This window comes from Zhongshania sp., from assembly GCF_029212375.1.
GTDB lineage: Bacteria > Pseudomonadota > Gammaproteobacteria > Pseudomonadales > Spongiibacteraceae > Spongiibacter.
On sequence record NZ_JARGNU010000002.1, the window covers coordinates 224,260 to 240,436 of the forward strand.

Sequence of the window (16,177 nt, forward strand, 5' to 3'; positions counted from 1 at the left end):
CGCGTCGTCATCATGAGCGTCAAGCGTCGTCATGCCGAACGTCACGCGTCGTCATCCTGAACGTCACGTGTCGTCATTCTGAACGCAACCCCCCGTCATTCTGAACGCAACCCCCCGTCATTCTGAACTTGATTCAGAATCCAATACCACTGCACCAACAAACCCCTACCTTACACGTATAACCCCTGATTCTGCGTCATTATGAGCGCTGCGCGTCGTCATCATGAGCGTCAAGCGTCGTCATGCCGAACGTCACGCGTCGTCATTTTGAAAGTCACGCATCGTCATTCTTAACGCAACCCCCCGTCATTCTGAACTTGATTCAGAATCCAATACCACTGAACCAGCAAACACCTACCTTACTCGTATAATCTCTTTTTCTGCGCCATTATGAGCGGTGAACAGTAGAGCCATTCCCATTAACATCGCGGCGCGCTATTTAACGCATTGAAATCTATATAAAACGGGATATGATCAGGGGAAAGGGATGTTTCACAGAAATAAAGGGAATTGGTCACCGTTTGTCCGGTGCGTTTTTTTGCGATGCCACTATCCCATTGAATCCCCTGAGTTTTTTAAATCGATGCTGAAGCCCATTTTTAGATAAGGGGGCCAAAGTGATATATGGCGCGAGTCGTCATAACAAAACTGTTAAATGTCTATGAAGATTTTCGTTTTTTCCACAGACGACCGAGGTCTTGAAGTATTCGAATCAAAAGAAGCGGCTATTGCTGCTTGCGAGGGAATCGACGTTGAAAACGGAGAATGTTTATTCTGGGACGAGCACGGCATTAGCTTAGAGGTAGTATTCTCAAAGCCAAATAAGCGGGGCAGCTTCACAGTCGTTTCTGGCGTGTACGATTTGCGGCCGTTTCCGGAGGGGCTGGAGCTCCTAGAATTTCTGCCAAATGTAGGATACGTAGAAGGACATGGCATGTTTAACTCTGTAGCAGAAATCCAGCAACATTTAACAAGGTAAGGCAGGGCGACGCCAAAAAGCGGCGCGCCTGCTTACGACGTTACATGCCAAAAACGTACGCACTTTTCGTGGCATTTGTAGGATTATGAAGAAGGATTTACATGTCGGATTTAAAATATAATCGCGGTTCCGAATGGCGGAAGTGGGATCTTCATATACACACTCCAGCATCGTTCCACTGGAGTGGGAAAAGGTTTAAGGATGAACCTGACTGTCCGGAAAACACAGCTCTAGTCGATGAAATGATTCGTGCAATAAATGCTGCTGAACCGGCAGTATTTGCGATTATGGATTATTGGACGTTTGATGGTTGGTTTGCACTGAAGCGTAGACTAGCGCAAACAGGCGCCCCTAAGCTAGAAAAGACAGTCTTCCCAGGTATTGAATTACGTTTAATGGCTCCAATGAAAGGACGGCTGAATGCTCACGTTTTGTTTTCTGACAAAATTGATGATCAAGAATTAGTGGACTTCAAGTCAGATCTTCTCATCGAGTTTCCAGGTCAACCCGCTAGAAAGCTTTCGAATAGCGCATTGAAAGAATACGCTCGTTCTGTACCTGTCGATAAGCTGAATCATCACTCCTTAGATAAAACTAAAATTCTGGAGGATGAAAATTATGCTCTTAGAGCAGGCTCAATAATGGCTGAGCTGAACTGTGACAGCTATAAGCAAGCTATTTATAAAGTAAAAGACAATAAGGCAATTGGTTTTATGCCTTTTGATACTAGTGATGGACTCACAGGAATAGAGAGAAACGAGCACTATGCTTATGTCTTAGGGCTGTTTAAATCATCACCGATTTTTGAAACCAGAAATATTGGTCTTTGGGAAGCTTTTTCTGGTATTAAGAGTGATCGGAATTCGGGTTGGGTTGATGAATTTCAAATCGCCCTTAACAATACCCCGAGACTGGCAGTATCTGGTAGTGATGCTCATTGCTTTATTGGAGAGACTGGCAATAATGATAAAAGAGGATATGGAGATTACCCATCGGGTAAAATTACTTGGATTAAAGCGAACCCAACTTTTGAAGGACTGCAGCAAGCAATCAAAGAACCTGCCAAGCGTTCGTACATTGGAGAGCAGCCGTTAAAAATTAAGCTCTACAATGCAAATAGAAGTTTGTTTATTGATAAGTTAGAAGTTAACAAGGTCGTAGGCTCTGCTCTTAATGATGAGTGGCTCAATAAAACTGAGCTGAGTTTAAATCCCGATTTAATAGCAATTATTGGAAATAAAGGAAGTGGTAAAAGCGCGTTGGCAGACATCACCGCACTATTAGGAAACTCAAAGCAAAACCACCACTTTTCTTTCTTGAAAGAAAATCGCTTTAGAGGGAAGACTGGGGAGCCAGCTAAGCATTTCATGGCTAAGTCTACATGGGCGGATGGTCAGGAGATGGAAAGAAATCTAAATGATAACTCTGCAATCGAAAACGTAGAGCTAGTTAAATATATCCCCCAAGGACATTTTGAAGAGCTTTGTAATGCACATGTCTCTGGGAAGTCGGATGCATTTGAAAAAGAGCTTCGCGCAGTAATATTTTCTCATGCTGATGATGCAGTTCGTTTAGGTGCGCTTGATTTTGATCAGTTAATAGAGCAGCAGGAACGTTCGCTAAGAAGTCGTCTTGAATCATTAAGAAGCGAGCTACATAACATCAATCAAAAAATATATTCTATTGAAAAGCAAATGTTGCCCGAGACTAGGCGATCAATAGAAGAGCTGCTCTTACAGAAAAACCGACTTCTGGATGAGCACAATAAGGTTAAGCCAGAAGAAGTTTCCACGCCAAAAAGTGAATTGTCAGATGATCAGAAAACAGCTTCCGATAGTCTTGCTGAAATAGCGGTTGAGCTAAACGAGATCAAAATTAGAAAAGAAAATAATCATAAAAAGCTAACAAATTTAGCAGCCAAGAAAAAGGCTGGTCGAAATATTCGTGAAGGTATAGATGTAGTTAATCAGGCCCTTCAGCAATTCATCGCATCATTTGCTGATGACGCTGCATTATTAGGGATCGATATAAAGGATATTATTAATCTAAAAATAAATGACCAGAGAATTTCTGATGTCAATAATGATGCGATAGCTCGTGAAGCCGAGCTTAGAAAGGAAAATCAAGATATTGAGGAGCGTGAGCTGCTCCTTGTGTCGAATCGAGAGCCTCTGAACTTGAAATTAAATGCTCCACAACAAGCCTATCAAAATTACCTTGAAAATCTAAAAGAGTGGGAAGAAAACAGATCTAATATATTAGGCAATAGCTATTTGCCAGATACGTTAAAAGGATTGGAACACCGAAAAGAGCAGCTGGACCAGTTGCCAGAGAAAAGAAAGAGTTTGCAGGATGAAAGGTTAGATAAGTCCGCTCAAATATTCGATCTATTAGACGAGCAAAGAGTTAATAGAGAAACGTTATTTCACCCTGTTCAACAACTTATTCACAGCAACAAGCTTATTAGGGATGAGTACAGATTGGAGTTTAAAGCTGAGCTAAGCAGTACTACAGAATTAATCGCTGATAAATTATTTTCGATTGTAAAACAAGCGTCCGGTGAATTTAGAGGGGACTCAGAAAGCTTAGCTACCATAAAGGATTTAAAAGATAAGCACGATCTAAACAACAAAAAATCCTTGCTTAATTTTTTATCCGAATTACACGATAAATTGGAAAGCTCTTCGAACGGGCAGATTGGTATTGAGTCTATGTTGCGCAAAGGGCGCTCCGCAAATGAAGTTTACGACTTTTTATTCGACCTTGAGTACCTGAAACCAAGATATACTTTGATGTTTCAAGATGCCCATATAGGACAGCTTTCCCCGGGACAAAGAGGCTCTTTACTTTTAATTTTCTACCTTCTCGTAGATAAAGGGAATAATCCGATTATATTAGACCAGCCAGAAGAAAATCTCGATAACGAAACGATTGTTAGTTTGTTGGTGCCGGTATTGAACGAAGCGAAGCAAAAACGACAAATTATAATGGTTACTCATAATCCTAACTTAGCTGTAGTTTGCGATGCAGAGCAGATAGTTCACTGTGAAATTGACAGGAAGAATGCGCAAAAAATTTCGTATACACCTGGTGCTATTGAATGCAGCGCTATAAATAGGAAGGTTGTCGATGTGCTTGAAGGTACAATGCCTGCTTTCGTTAACAGAAAAATGAAGTACCACTAATAGCATGTAACAAGCGGCTGCACCGGACAAATTTCCACTGTCACCTTTTGTGCAAAAACTCGCACAAAAGCCGCCATCAAAAATTTGCTCGGTGAGCCGGGCGTTGACACTGTAGAAAAACCTGCCAACTTCCATCTAATTTTGGTATTTCGACCGTCAGCTTTTTACTCAATAACAGTCTTTAATCAAACTATAGAGCCAAAAATTTAGACAGAAATTGGTAAATAGTTCTACCGCGAGTAACGGAGCAAGCTAAGAGTGTAAACGGCTTTAGTGATGTTACAAGCCTTGGCTGAATCTAGCTTAGGCCGCCATCACAAGTGTTGTCGCAAGCTTAAATTCTAGTCTCGCGTAACAGTGTAGCGATTAGCCATGTTGGCTCACCCATCAATATAGTCCTTTGCCTCCTAGCCTAAAGTCGCTACAATCGCCCCACCAAAGGTGCTCTGTAAAGAGATAATCGGGAAGTCTGGTGTGTATTTAAATCCAGCGCTGCCCCCGCATCGGTAATTAAGCTAGGTTCGCCATAACCACTGTGCCACGGTATGGGAAGGGGTGAACCGAGGAGAGATCCGCTTATGAGCCCGAAGACCGGCCATTGGTTTCATTCACAGAACATCGCACGGCGGGTGCGAGGAGATTTCATGTACTCTCGGTTTTCTGCGCAATTTCCAGCGCTGGAATTCGGCTTTATTGCCGCTATTCCGCATATTCCCTCGTTTTTCATAACGCGTGTTGTTCGCGTTGCTAAGCTATTTCGCCTACCTGTCTTATTCTACATCCCACGTTTGTTCTGAGTTTTATGGTATCGCGTCGTCGTTAATTTAACGGCGATATAAGTACATTCAGAATTTCTAAAGGAGTAGGAAATGACACGGCGTTTGCACGCCCAAATGCGGGCTATTGCGCGTTCTCGTTTAATAAAGGATGGGTTGATGTATGCCTGCTGATATTTTATGTCCGGCGGTGTTTTTGGCTGCGCCCGCCTCGGGCCAAGGTAAAACCACAATTACTGCGGCTATTGCGCGCTACCACCGTTTGCAGGGCCGCGAGGTGCGCATTTTTAAAATGGGCCCCGATTATTTAGACCCGCAAATTCTTGAGCAGGCCTCTGGTCATCCCGTGGCCCAGCTCGATTTGTGGATGGCGGGGGAGGCCTATTGCCGAGATCAGTTTTACCGCGCGGCGCAAACTGCCGATTTGATTTTGGTGGAAGGCGCCATGGGTATGTTCGACGGCGATCCCTCGAGTGCAGATTTGGCGCGTACCTTTGGCATTCCCATTGTGCTGATTATGGATGTGAAGGGCATGGCGCAAACGGCGGCGGCGCTGGCCTGTGGCCTAGCCAATTACCGCGACGACGTTGCGGTGACGGGTTTAATTGTCAATCACTGCGCTTCTGAACGCCATCGGCAACTGATTGCCGACGCCCTGCCTGCGAGCCTTCCTCTGCTGGCGAGCTTTGCCAATACCCCCAATATTCGCTTGCCGGAACGTCATCTCGGCTTGGTGCAGGCCTGTGAAGTGCGCGAGGAGTTAGAGGCCTGCTTTAATGCCGCCGCCGAGCTGGTTGCTGCCAGTAGCTTGGCGAGCCTGCCGCCGCCGGTGAAGTTTTCTGCCCAGTCAATTATGCCGCCGCCGCGCTTGTTAGCGGGGGTAAGCATTGCGATTGCGCAGGATGAAGCCTTTAGTTTTATTTACCCAGCCAATACCCAGTTGTTAACCGCGATGGGCGCGGAATTGTTATTTTTCTCGCCAATTCACGATGCTGAATTGCCCGAGGCCGACGCCCTGTGGTTGCCCGGCGGCTACCCAGAATTACACGCAGAGGCGCTGGCGGCGAACACCGCAATGCACAGCGAAATTCAGCAGTTTTATCAAAGCGGCAAAGGGCTTTTGGCCGAGTGTGGCGGCTTTATGTATTGCCTTGAAAGCCTCAAAGATTTGGCTGGCACTCGCCATACCATGCTGGGGTTGTTGGCTGGCCAAGCAGCTATGCGTGGCCGTGGCGGTTGCCAAGGTATGCAGAGTGCGGTATTGCCTGAAGGTGAGCTGCGCGCCCACGCCCATCATCGCTCTCAGTCAGAAAACACCCCAGAACCGATTGGCTACGGCAGGCGGCCAAAGCACCCCGCACCGGGTGAGTCCATATACCGGCAGGGTGGTTTAACCGCCTCGTATTTGCACTTGTTCTTTCCCTCGGCACCCGAGGTAATCGCCAAGGTATTTTTGCCACATACGCAAATAAAGGATGCAGATTGTGTCAGGGATTAGTCTTTCAATTCTCGCCTTGGGTTTCTCGCTGGGCTTTATTCACGCCATGGATGCAGATCATGTTATGGCGGTGTCGGCCTTGAGCAATCGCCATCACGACAATGGTAAAAAGCGCGGCATAGCGGCCAATTTAGCGCTGACCTTGCGGCACTGCAGTCATTGGGCATTGGGCCATGGCGCGGTATTGCTGCTGAGCGCTGGCGTGGTGTTTGGGCTTGGGCTGAGCTTGCCTGCGAGCCTAGGTCATTTTGCCGAGCTTGCGGTGGGTTTGGTGCTGGTCGTGATTGGCGGCTCGCTGTTGTGGCAATTACGACGGGAACGGGTGGTGGTGTTGCGTCATAAGCACCAGCACGAGCATGGCGAGCTGGAGCATGTTCACTTAGTAAAAAGCAGTACAGCGAATGATGCCGGTGCCGATTCCGCAAACCCTACAAAACATAGCGCAATGCCTGCGGCCAAAGCCCATACCCCAGTTATGGTTGGCGCTCTGCACGGCTTGGCGGGCAGCGCGCCAGCCTTGGCCTTGGTGCCGGTGATTAATGATATGGCGCTATTGTCGGCGCTGCTTTATGTCTTGGTTTTCTCCTGCTCGGTGCTATTGGGCATGGTGGTGTTCGGCTTGGGCCTTGGCAGTGTGCAATCGTATTTGGCTCAGCGCCACAGCAATTTATTTGATTTGTTCAGGCAGGCCTTAGGCGCGGCCACGGTGGTATTTGGCGCGGTGTGGTTTGTGCAGGCGCTATAAATTATGTGGCCAGAGAGCGCAGATTCCAGCCAAAACGCTAGCCCAGTTACGCCGCTGCGCAGCGGCTTAACCACGGGTAGCTGCGCCACAGCCTGTGCGGTAGCGGCAGCGAGAAAGTTGTTTTTCAATGAATCGATAAGCTGCGCCAGCATTACCTTGCCCAAGGGCAAAATAGTGGACTTGCCCATTGTGTATTTGGCCCCCGCAGGCGCAGGGGTACTGGCCAAAACCATTAAAGACGCGGGTGATGACCCCGACGTTACCCACGGCGCCACGGTGTTTGTTCATCTCGCTTTAAGCGCCAACAGCGGCATGCATTTTCGTGCCGAGCGCGGCGTGGGCACGGTGACTCGTAGTGGCTTGGCTTTGGCGGTGGGGGAGCCAGCGATTAATCCGGTACCACGGCAAATGATTAGCCAGCATTTGCAAGGTATTGCGGCGGGTGCGGATTATCACGGCGGTTTTGATATTGGTATTGGCATAGAAAACGGCGAAGCCCTCGCCTTAAAAACCATGAACCCGCGTTTGGGGATTCTTGGTGGTTTGTCGGTACTAGGCACCAGCGGCATTGTGCGGCCGTTTTCCTGTAGCGCATACATCGCCTCTATTCATCAGGGCATTGATGTGGCGGCGAGCAATGGCTACGCGCATATCGCCGCCAGCACCGGCAACCAAAGTGAAGATTTTATTCGCCGCCATTATCAGCTGGCGGATATGGCGTTGATTGAAATGGGCGACTTTGTTGGCGCGGTTTTAAAGTATTTACGCCGTAAGCCTATCGCGAAATTAAGTCTCTGCGGCGGCTTTGGCAAAATCAGTAAATTGGCGGCGGGGCATTTAGATTTACACAGCCGCGCCTCAAGCATCGACTTTATGCAGTTGGCCGACTGGGCTGCGCAAGCAGGGGCTAATGATGCACTTTGCAACCAAGTAAAAAATGCTAACACCAGTATAGAGGCGCTAAACCTCTGCCATGCAGCAGGGCTAGACCTCGCTGCCGTTGTTTGCAATCAAGCTCTAGTCCAAGCGCGGCGCATTGTGCCGCACACCACCGAATTAGAAGTTTGGGCAATAAATCGCCGTGGCGAAGTCGTCGGCCATGCCAGTGATTTCTCGGCTAACACTACGGCACTAGCGCAATGACGATTTTAATATTGGGCGGCACTAGCGAGGCCAAGGCGATTTGCCAGCAGTTAGCCAATATTGGCCGACCGCTGATTTATAGCCTTGCTGGCATCGTGCGCCAGCCAGTCTTGCCTTGCGAGGTCATTAGTGGCGGCTTCAGCCAATACGGCGGCTTGGCCGCGTGGTGTCAGCGGCGCGGGGTGCAAGGCATTGTCGATGCCACCCATCCCTTTGCCAGCAGAATACGCGCCAGTGCCAGTGCTGCGAGTACCGAACTAGGTATTTCCTGTTGGCGCTTTACGCGCCCGCTGTGGCAGGCGGGGCCGAATGATAATTGGCATGAGTTTAGCCACTTTGCGGAGTTACCGAGCTTGTTTAAGGCCAGTGCTCAGACAAGCCCACAGCGTATTTTTATGAGCCTAGGCCAGCTCGATAGCGATGATTTGGCGCTGTTTAAAGATCGCCAATTGCTGCTCATTCGCAGCGCTATTCCGCTGCAAGGCGGGCTTACAAATAACGCGTCTTGGGTGCAGGCCGTGGGGCCGTTTTCTTTAGCGGGCGAACTTGCGCTGCTGCGCAACTACGGTATTGACGCCATCGTCTGCAAAAACAGTGGCGGCGACGCAGTGGCAGCAAAATTGGCGGCGGCGCGGCAATTATCCCTGCCGGTGTATATGCAGCGGCGGCCAGAGCCTGTGCTGGGTGATGAAAGATGGTGTACAGAATTTAGTACCGAACAGGCCTTGGTGTTAGCGCTTAAACAAAGCTATTTGGCGAGTAGCCCTAATGAATAGTTTTTGGACGTGGTTTTAAAATGACATTCGATTACGAAATAGACCCGCAAGCAATAGAGCGCAATAGCTTTGCGATGATTCGCGAACTGGCTGATTTGTCGGCCTTTGACGCTGTGCAAACACAGGTCGCAATGCGGGTAATTCATAGCGCGGGTGATCCTGCATTGGCAGCACAGCTGCGGTTTAGTGTGGGCGCTTGCGATGCTGGGCGGCGGGCCTTGGCCGCGCAGGCGCCAATACTCTGCGATGTAGAAATGCTTAAGCAGGGGCTGACCAAGCGCATGTTGGCGCGCCCAGCCCAGTGCTTTTTAAATGCCGAGGGCGTGAGTGCAATAGCCCAAGCGCGGGGCGAAACCCGCAGCATGGCGGCACTGGAGTTTTGGGGGCCGCACTTAGCGGGCAGCGTGGTGATTATCGGTAATGCCCCCACCGCCTTATTTCGTTTGTTAGAAATGCTGGCGAGTGATTCGAGTTTGGGCCGCCCCGCACTGGTGATTGGCATTCCAGTAGGCTTTGTCGGCGCGGCGGAATCCAAACAGGCGCTGTGGGATTGTCATCAAACACTCGGTATAGAGTGTATTACCCTATTGGGCCGTCAAGGGGGCAGCGCTATTGCCGCCTCGGTGTGCAATGCCCTGCTGCGCTGTAATCGCGGGGAGTTGTATTGATGCCGCTAGATAAGGCGATGCCGTCATTAAGCCAAACGCGTCTTTCCCCCGTGGATGTCATTGGTTTGGGCGTGGGTAATTCGGCTGGCGAGCCATTGCATTTAGCCGCCACCGCGCAAGCGGCACTGGGCGCTGCAGATTGGGTTATCGGCAGTGCGCGGCAATTGGCGCTGGTTGCGCCGTGGGTTCCTGAGCAGCGAGCGCGTCTGCTGCCGAAAATTCCAGAACTACTCGCCCAGCTTGAGGACATGCCAGACAAGCGGGTGGTGGTTTTGGCCTCGGGCGATCCACTGTACTACGGCATTGGTCGCTGTTTGATCGCCCACTTTGGCGCTGATGCGCTGCGCTTCCATGCAGGGGTATCCAGTATTCAGGCGGCTTGCCATCGCTTGGCTTTGTCGCTGCAGGATGTAGACGTACTGAGTTTGCATGGCCGTCCGGTTTCAGTTTTACGGCGTTATTTGCGCGCTGGCGCGCGCTTGCTGATATTGACCGACAAACACAGTCATCCCCGCCAGCTGGCTCAGCTCTGTGTGGAGTGCGGTTTTAGCCAAGCGCGAATCAGTGTGTGCGAGAACTTGGGCTACCCGCAGGAAGCGATTAGCCATTGGACTGTCACTGAATTGCTGGCAGAGGGGAGCGGGCAGAATCGCGAGTTTGCTGCGCTCCATGTCTCGGTGATTCACGCGGGGGTGGGCGGTGGCGTCTTACCGGTATTCCCCGGTATTGCCGACGCGCAGTTTTTTACCGACGGCGCCAGTGGTCAGGGCATGCTCACCAAGCGCGAAGTGCGTTTGAACATATTGTCGCTAATGCAAGTTCAGGCCGGCGATGTGGTGTGGGATATCGGCGCAGGCTGCGGTGGTGTGGCGGTAGAGTTGGCGCGCTGGGGCGGCGGGGCGCAGGTGTACGCGGTGGAATCTAATGCGCAGCGCCTCGCGTGTTTGCAGCAAAATCGGGATTACGTTGGGGTGCCAGATCGCCTGCATATTATTGCGGGGCGCGCGCCTGCGGCCTTGGCTGAGTTGCCGCCAGCGAATAAGGTGTTTATCGGCGGCAGTGGTGGTGAGCTTACTCATATTTTACAGCAAGTGTGGTCGGGTATTCCGCGTGGGGGCTGCGTGGTAGTGAGCGCGGTTACCGAGACCAGTCAGCAGTTGTTACGCCGTTTTGAACAGCAATTAGTTGCTGGCCAATATCGCAGCGAAGCCCTTCAAATTGCGGTGAGTCGCCGTGGTGAACTGGCCGGTGAACCCTGCTTTAGACCACTATTGCCGGTGTATTTGTACCGTTTTGAAAAAACGGCGGCGCGCAGCGAGGTTATCGACAATGTCTGAGCATTTGCCGGTAACGCAAACTCCCACTCTACTCCCAGCCCAAGCAAAAGGTATTTTTTACGGGGTGGGGGTGGGGCCTGGCGACCCAGAGCTACTGACCTTAAAAGCCCATCGCCTAATTGCCCAAGCCGATGTGATTGCCTTTTTAGAAAATGCCGACGGTCACTCTCAAGCGGCTGAAATTGCGGCGGCGTCTATGAGTGCGAGTATAGCTTTACGACTTGCTATTTATATGCCCATGAACCGCGACCGCGCGCTGGCAAATGCTGCCTATGACGATGCCGCGCAGCGGATTAGCGAGCAGCTACGTGCGGGCCGTAATGTGGTGTTTTTGTGTGAGGGCGACCCGCTGTTCTTTGGTTCCTTTGCGTATTTAATGGCGCGTTTGGCTGAGGAGTTTCACTGCGAAGTGGTGCCCGGCATTAGCTCGATTAATGCCGCCGCTGCTCGCAGTAAAACACCACTCGCCATGCTTGCCGAGTCGTTTGCGGTGCTTAGCGGTCGCCACGCCCCAGATGAATTACGCGCGGCCCTTGGGCGCCACGATACGGTGGTTATTTTAAAAGCAGGGCAGGCGCGGCCGCAAATTCTCGCTGCGCTGAGCGAGGCGGGGCGGCAAGCCGATGCCCGCTATCTTGAATTTGTGGGGCGGCCCAATGAGCGCATTGTTGAGGATGTTAGGCAGTTGGAGGCAGTGCAGGGGCCGTATTTCTCGCTGTTTTTGGTGAGCCGTAGCGGGGCGCGGGCATGATTCGGATTTTTGCTTTAACGCCAACGGGGAAGTGTTTAGGTGAGCACTTACTGTCGCGGATTCCATTGTCTGTGCTGAGCTATCGTCCAGTTAATTTTGCTAGCACTGTGCAGCAGGCCTTTTTGCGCGGCGAGCGTTTAATTCTTATTTGTGCGACCGGTATTGCGGTGCGCTGCTTGGCGCCGGTGCTGGTGAGTAAGCATCAAGACCCCGCCGTACTGGTGTTAGATGAGCAGGGCACGTTTGTGATTCCGCTATTGTCTGGTCACGAGGGCGGCGCCAATGATTGGGGCTTTGACGTGGCGCAGCTGCTCGGCGCGCAATTTGTGCAAACCACGGCTAAACCCTATCTCAAGCCAGTGTATACCGTGGGCATGGGCTGCGAGCGACATTGCCCTGAAGGCGTCTTGGTAGAGTTACTGGCGAGCTGCCTGCAGCAAGCAGGATTGTCGATGGTCGATATTCACAGCCTGAACAGCATTGATATTAAGGCTGACGAAATGGGTTTAATCAGTTTGGCCGCAAAGCACCGCTTGGCGTTTCAAACTTGGTCGGTGCCGCAACTCACGACGGTTGAGGGGCTGCTTAGTCAGCGCTCGGATTATGTATTTGCAACGGTGGGTGTATACGGCGTGGCCGAATCCGCCGCCTTGTACGCGGCCCAAGACTACGCCGGCGACAGCCCAGAATTACTGCTAAGCAAACAGAAAAATGCCAAGGCGACCTGCGCGATAGCGCGAGCCTACCCCAAGTTGAATTCGATAGAAGCACAAAAAGGACATTGAGCGATTGTGAGTAAATTATATTTAGTAGGTATGGGCCCAGGCGACGAGCGCTTGATTACGCCGCTGGCTAGCGCCGTTATCGCCCAGTGTAGCGACGTGGTGGCCTACGGCTTGTATTTGGATTTGCTGGCAGACATGACCACCGGTAAACGCTGCCATGATTTGCCCTTGGGCGAGGAGATTGGCCGGGCGCGGTTGGCGCTAGATCTTGCCGCCAGTGGCAAGGCCACGGCGCTGGTGTCCAGTGGTGATATTGGTATTTACGCCATGGCCACCTTGGTGTTTGAGCTATTAGATCAGCAGCTTAACGGCGCAGAGCATCACCCCGAATGGCTGGCGGTCGATATTGAAGTGGTGCCAGGTATTTCGGCCATGCAGGCCGCGGCGAGCCGTGTTGGCGCCATGTTAGGCCACGATTTTTGCACAATCTCGCTCTCTGATTTACTCACGCCTTGGCAAGTGATTGAACAACGTTTACACGGCGCTGGCAGCGGCGATTTTGTGGTGTCTTTTTATAATCCGGTATCTAAAAAGCGGGACTGGCAGCTGAATACTGCCCGCGACATTTTATTGCAGTACCGCCCTGCAAGTACGCCCGTGGTGATCGGTCGCCAGCTCACTCGCAGCGACGAAGATATTCGTTTTACGTGCTTGGGCGATCTTAAGGCCAGCGACGTTGATATGTTCACCTTGGTGTCGGTGGGCAATCGCGAAACCCGCCATATTGTTAACGGCAGTAAAGAATGGATTTACACGCCTCGCGGTTATGCCAGCAAGGCGTAAATTTTAAGACTGGCTTGCTTAAAGATTTTTAAAAAGGAAACGCTGTGAAAGTATTTTTTATAGGCGCCGGCCCCGGCGACCCAGAGTTAATCACGGTAAAAGGCCAGCGCTTAATTAGCGCCTGTCCGGTGTTGCTTTACGCTGGTTCATTGGTGCCCACCGATATTTTTGCTGGACGGCAAGGCGATGCCCTGCGGATTGTCGATACCGCGTCTTTAGACCTGGATGAAATCATGGCGCATATTTCTTGGGCCAGTGAGCAGGGCCATGATGTGGCGCGGATTCACTCCGGCGACCCCTCGGTTTACGGCGCCATCGGCGAGCAAATCCGCCGTTTGCAGGCCCTAAATATTGACTATGAGATTATTCCCGGCGTGACCGCAACCTCGGCCTCGGCGGCGTGGCTCGGCAAGGAGTTAACCTTGTCAGGGGTGTCGCAAACCATTATTCACACCCGCTACGAAGGTAAAACCCCATTTCCGGAGCGCGAGCGACTGCCTGCCTTGGCCGCCAGCGGCGCGACTTTGGCGATTCATTTGGGGGTGACCCGTATTCATAAAATTGTGGAGGAGCTAATTCCCCACTACGGCGCCGACTGCCCAGTGGCAGTTTGCTACCGCACCTCCTGGCCGGATCAAGACAAGGTTGTTGGCACCTTAAGCGATATTGTTGCCAAGGTGCGCGACAAGAAATTTACCCGTACCAGTTTGATTTTAGTGGGCTGGGTTTTGGCCAGTGAAGACTTTAGCGACTCGTATTTATACGACCACGATAAGGCCCATGTGTATCGCCCCAAAGTTAAGCCGGCTCGCCAGCGCGATGTGAATAGCAGTGCCGCCCATCCCAGCTTAAAACAGCCGGTGCTGTAAGTTTGGAATGGGCCGAATGGTGTTAAGCAGACCGCTTCTTGCAGGCCGGTATACCGTCTAGGGCAGGCTTGCGCGCCTGCTCTTCGGCAATGAGCTCTGCTGGGAATTGGCTCATAAAACAGCAGCAGACATTGTCGTTAATCATGGTGCGGGGGCCGTGGGGATGGGCGATGTGTTGGTAGCGGGCATGGCTATGGCCATGTTCATGTTGCTTTTCATGTTCATGGGAATGTTCTTGCTCATGTGAATGGCTATGGTGGTGATCGTGGCTGTGATGATGCGTTGCATTGGGTTCTTGGTATTCGGCGTGGTGGTGATGTAAGTCAACTTCGCCTCGGGCGAGGCGAGCGCTAAAGTCGGCGAGTAGACCGGTTTGTTGTTGGCTGCCATTCATGGTTTCGGCAAAGCGGGCCACAAAGGTATCAATGACCTTGGGGTGGTCGCGGAGATAGTCGGCTTTGATGAACTGCACCTCGGGCTGTTCGGCGGCGACTTTATCAATATAACGGTGAATACGGTCAATAAGCCGGCCGCCAAACAAGAAGTAAGGAGCGACAACAATTTTTTTAAAGCCGAGCTTGCAGGCCATTTCTAAACCGCGGCCAACCGAGGGAAAGGTGACGCCGGAATAGACCGTCTCGGACCAGCCGAAGCCCAGGCTCTCGGCGGCGATACGGCAGAGCTTGGCGGCGTCGGCATTGGCATTAACGACCGAGGTGCCGCGACCGACCACCACTAGCATGGTGTCGTAGAGGGCGCCGGGGGCGGGAATCTCAGTGTGGCCAAGAGAATTGAGAATGCGCTGCTGAAAGGCGGCAATCATATTGCTGTGTAGGCCCAGTTCACGGCCGTAGTGAATATGCAGATCTGGGTGCTTTTGCTGGTAACTGGTGAGTACCGACGGAATATCGTTCTGGGCGTGGGTGGCGGCAAACAACATACCGGGAACGGCGTACATGGTTTTTACACCTTGCTCCCGAAGCGCATCCAGGGCCATGTGAATATTGGGCGCGGAATACTCTAAAAAGCCGTATTCGATTTTGAGTTTGGGGTAGCGCTGGCGCAGGTTTTTAGCGAGTAGGCTAAATTCCTGCTCAGCGATTTTGGCGCGGCTGCCGTGACCACAGATAAGTAAGCCGCAATTGTTGGGCAGGTTTTCTAAATTCGTCATGCGGGTGTCCATTGCGTAGAAGTGATTGAAGTAAAAGGATTGATGTAACTGATTAGTATTGAGGGATTAAGTTTATTGATGGCGTGTAAATAAATTAATTTTTTAATAGCTTTGTACTTGAATGACTCCATATTGTTGGAGGGTATTTTGTCGTCTTTAGTTTTTATTTTGAGAGCGGTTGGATTGTTGCGTGTTGTGCTTTTTAGGTAAAAATAGTGTTTATTTACAGACATTTAATTCGGTTTTTGGGTTTCGATACCATATTGTTTCATTTATTTTTTGCGGTTTAAAGTAACTTGTTTAAATAGTTTTTTTTGATGAATTTAAATATTACTTGGGTTAAAGTCGCTGCGCATTTTCAGGTTCCAAGGTGATATTTTCACCGTAGCGATTAATAGGGAATTCAGTGCGTAAAATTGACTTTCGGTTTTGCGCGATTAATTGAAGCTGTCCCCGCAACTGTATGCGATGAGCGCTAATCACGGCCACTGAGTAAGGTGTTGTCACTGAACTTGGGAAGGCGATTAGCGCATTTTCTGGCGTTTTCTTAAACGCGTAGAATGAAGTCGTGAGCCAGTAGACCTGCCTGATATGCATTTACCTGATGGTCGGGGTGTGCAATCAGGCGAGTATAATCAGAGTCATTTCTGTGGCTTCTGCTATTTCCTCGTTAATTTCCCGCCGCCATTGAGATTGTTGCAATCAAGAGGC

General features: G+C 50.8%; 13 protein-coding genes and 2 riboswitches. Of the genes, 12 read left to right on the forward strand and 1 reads right to left on the reverse strand.

The genetic code is table 11. The features are described 5' to 3' along the window. Window positions 1-655: 655 nt before the first annotated feature. The 12 genes from P1U47_RS03090 (at window position 656) to cobM (ending at window position 14,295) form a co-directional block, all read left to right on the forward strand. A complete protein-coding gene (locus P1U47_RS03090; protein WP_301027090.1) occupies window positions 656-979 on the forward strand; it encodes a hypothetical protein in 324 nt (107 codons plus the stop codon). A 101-nt stretch (window positions 980-1,080) separates the two neighbouring features. Beyond that, window positions 1,081-4,164 carry a TrlF family AAA-like ATPase gene (locus tag P1U47_RS03095; protein WP_301027091.1) on the forward strand — a complete coding sequence of 1,028 codons (3,084 nt, stop codon included), beginning with the start codon at window positions 1,081-1,083 and terminating at the stop codon, window positions 4,162-4,164. A gap of 422 nt (window positions 4,165-4,586) precedes the next feature. Further along, a riboswitch (cobalamin riboswitch) is annotated at window positions 4,587-4,779 on the forward strand. A gap of 324 nt (window positions 4,780-5,103) precedes the next feature. Then, window positions 5,104-6,438, forward strand: coding sequence for a cobyrinate a,c-diamide synthase (locus tag P1U47_RS03100; RefSeq protein ID WP_301027092.1), 1,335 nt, complete (start codon window positions 5,104-5,106; stop codon window positions 6,436-6,438). Then, window positions 6,425-7,183, forward strand: a complete 759-nt coding sequence (locus P1U47_RS03105; RefSeq protein ID WP_301027094.1) for a hypothetical protein — start codon at window positions 6,425-6,427, stop codon at window positions 7,181-7,183. Before P1U47_RS03100 ends, P1U47_RS03105 begins: the two co-directional genes overlap by 14 nt. Window positions 7,184-7,186: 3 nt before the next feature. Next, window positions 7,187-8,326 carry a cobalt-precorrin-5B (C(1))-methyltransferase gene (locus P1U47_RS03110; protein ID WP_301027095.1) on the forward strand — a complete coding sequence of 380 codons (1,140 nt, stop codon included), beginning with the start codon at window positions 7,187-7,189 and terminating at the stop codon, window positions 8,324-8,326. Further along, window positions 8,323-9,102, forward strand: coding sequence for a precorrin-6A/cobalt-precorrin-6A reductase (locus tag P1U47_RS03115; RefSeq protein ID WP_301027096.1), 780 nt, complete (start codon window positions 8,323-8,325; stop codon window positions 9,100-9,102). The genes P1U47_RS03110 and P1U47_RS03115 overlap by 4 nt, the downstream gene beginning before the upstream one ends. A gap of 20 nt (window positions 9,103-9,122) precedes the next feature. After that, the gene (locus tag P1U47_RS03120; RefSeq protein WP_008246577.1) at window positions 9,123-9,770 is read left to right on the forward strand and encodes a precorrin-8X methylmutase; all 648 of its coding nucleotides are present in this window, start codon (window positions 9,123-9,125) and stop codon (window positions 9,768-9,770) included. After that, on the forward strand, window positions 9,770-11,107 hold the full coding sequence (gene cbiE / locus P1U47_RS03125) for a precorrin-6y C5,15-methyltransferase (decarboxylating) subunit CbiE (protein ID WP_301027098.1): 1,338 nt from the start codon (window positions 9,770-9,772) through the stop codon (window positions 11,105-11,107). Before P1U47_RS03120 ends, cbiE begins: the two co-directional genes overlap by 1 nt. After that, window positions 11,100-11,858 (forward strand): precorrin-2 C(20)-methyltransferase, encoded by a 759-nt coding sequence (cobI, locus tag P1U47_RS03130; RefSeq protein ID WP_301027100.1) that lies wholly within the window; start codon window positions 11,100-11,102, stop codon window positions 11,856-11,858. Before cbiE ends, cobI begins: the two co-directional genes overlap by 8 nt. Continuing rightward, window positions 11,855-12,643, forward strand: coding sequence for a cobalamin biosynthesis protein (locus P1U47_RS03135; protein WP_301027101.1), 789 nt, complete (start codon window positions 11,855-11,857; stop codon window positions 12,641-12,643). The genes cobI and P1U47_RS03135 overlap by 4 nt, the downstream gene beginning before the upstream one ends. Window positions 12,644-12,649: 6 nt before the next feature. Beyond that, the gene (cobJ, locus tag P1U47_RS03140; RefSeq protein ID WP_301027102.1) at window positions 12,650-13,426 is read left to right on the forward strand and encodes a precorrin-3B C(17)-methyltransferase; all 777 of its coding nucleotides are present in this window, start codon (window positions 12,650-12,652) and stop codon (window positions 13,424-13,426) included. A 44-nt stretch (window positions 13,427-13,470) separates the two neighbouring features. After that, entirely contained in the window at window positions 13,471-14,295 is an 825-nt protein-coding gene (gene cobM, locus P1U47_RS03145; RefSeq protein ID WP_301027103.1) for a precorrin-4 C(11)-methyltransferase, read from the forward strand. 22 nt (window positions 14,296-14,317) lie between these two features. Here the strand turns inward: cobM and P1U47_RS03150 are convergent, their stop codons facing one another. Continuing rightward, window positions 14,318-15,466 carry a sirohydrochlorin chelatase gene (locus P1U47_RS03150; protein ID WP_301027105.1) on the reverse strand — a complete coding sequence of 383 codons (1,149 nt, stop codon included), beginning with the start codon at window positions 15,464-15,466 and terminating at the stop codon, window positions 14,318-14,320. A 343-nt stretch (window positions 15,467-15,809) separates the two neighbouring features. Further along, window positions 15,810-16,071: riboswitch (cobalamin riboswitch) on the forward strand. Window positions 16,072-16,177: the final 106 nt, after the last annotated feature.

Bases quoted from the DNA above. Each gene is read 5' to 3' on its own strand.
- cobI (WP_301027100.1), top strand. From the start codon at position 11,100: ATGTCTGAGCATTTGCCGGTAACGCAAACTCCCACTCTACTCCCAGCC.
- P1U47_RS03135 (WP_301027101.1), top strand. From the start codon at position 11,855: ATGATTCGGATTTTTGCTTTAACGCCAACGGGGAAGTGTTTAGGTGAG.
- P1U47_RS03095 (WP_301027091.1), top strand. From the start codon at position 1,081: ATGTCGGATTTAAAATATAATCGCGGTTCCGAATGGCGGAAGTGGGAT.
- P1U47_RS03150 (WP_301027105.1), bottom strand. From the start codon at position 15,466: ATGACGAATTTAGAAAACCTGCCCAACAATTGCGGCTTACTTATCTGT.
- cbiE (WP_301027098.1), top strand. From the start codon at position 9,770: ATGCCGCTAGATAAGGCGATGCCGTCATTAAGCCAAACGCGTCTTTCC.
- P1U47_RS03115 (WP_301027096.1), top strand. From the start codon at position 8,323: ATGACGATTTTAATATTGGGCGGCACTAGCGAGGCCAAGGCGATTTGC.
- P1U47_RS03100 (WP_301027092.1), top strand. From the start codon at position 5,104: ATGCCTGCTGATATTTTATGTCCGGCGGTGTTTTTGGCTGCGCCCGCC.
- P1U47_RS03110 (WP_301027095.1), top strand. From the start codon at position 7,187: ATGTGGCCAGAGAGCGCAGATTCCAGCCAAAACGCTAGCCCAGTTACG.
- P1U47_RS03090 (WP_301027090.1), top strand. From the start codon at position 656: ATGTCTATGAAGATTTTCGTTTTTTCCACAGACGACCGAGGTCTTGAA.
- P1U47_RS03120 (WP_008246577.1), top strand. From the start codon at position 9,123: ATGACATTCGATTACGAAATAGACCCGCAAGCAATAGAGCGCAATAGC.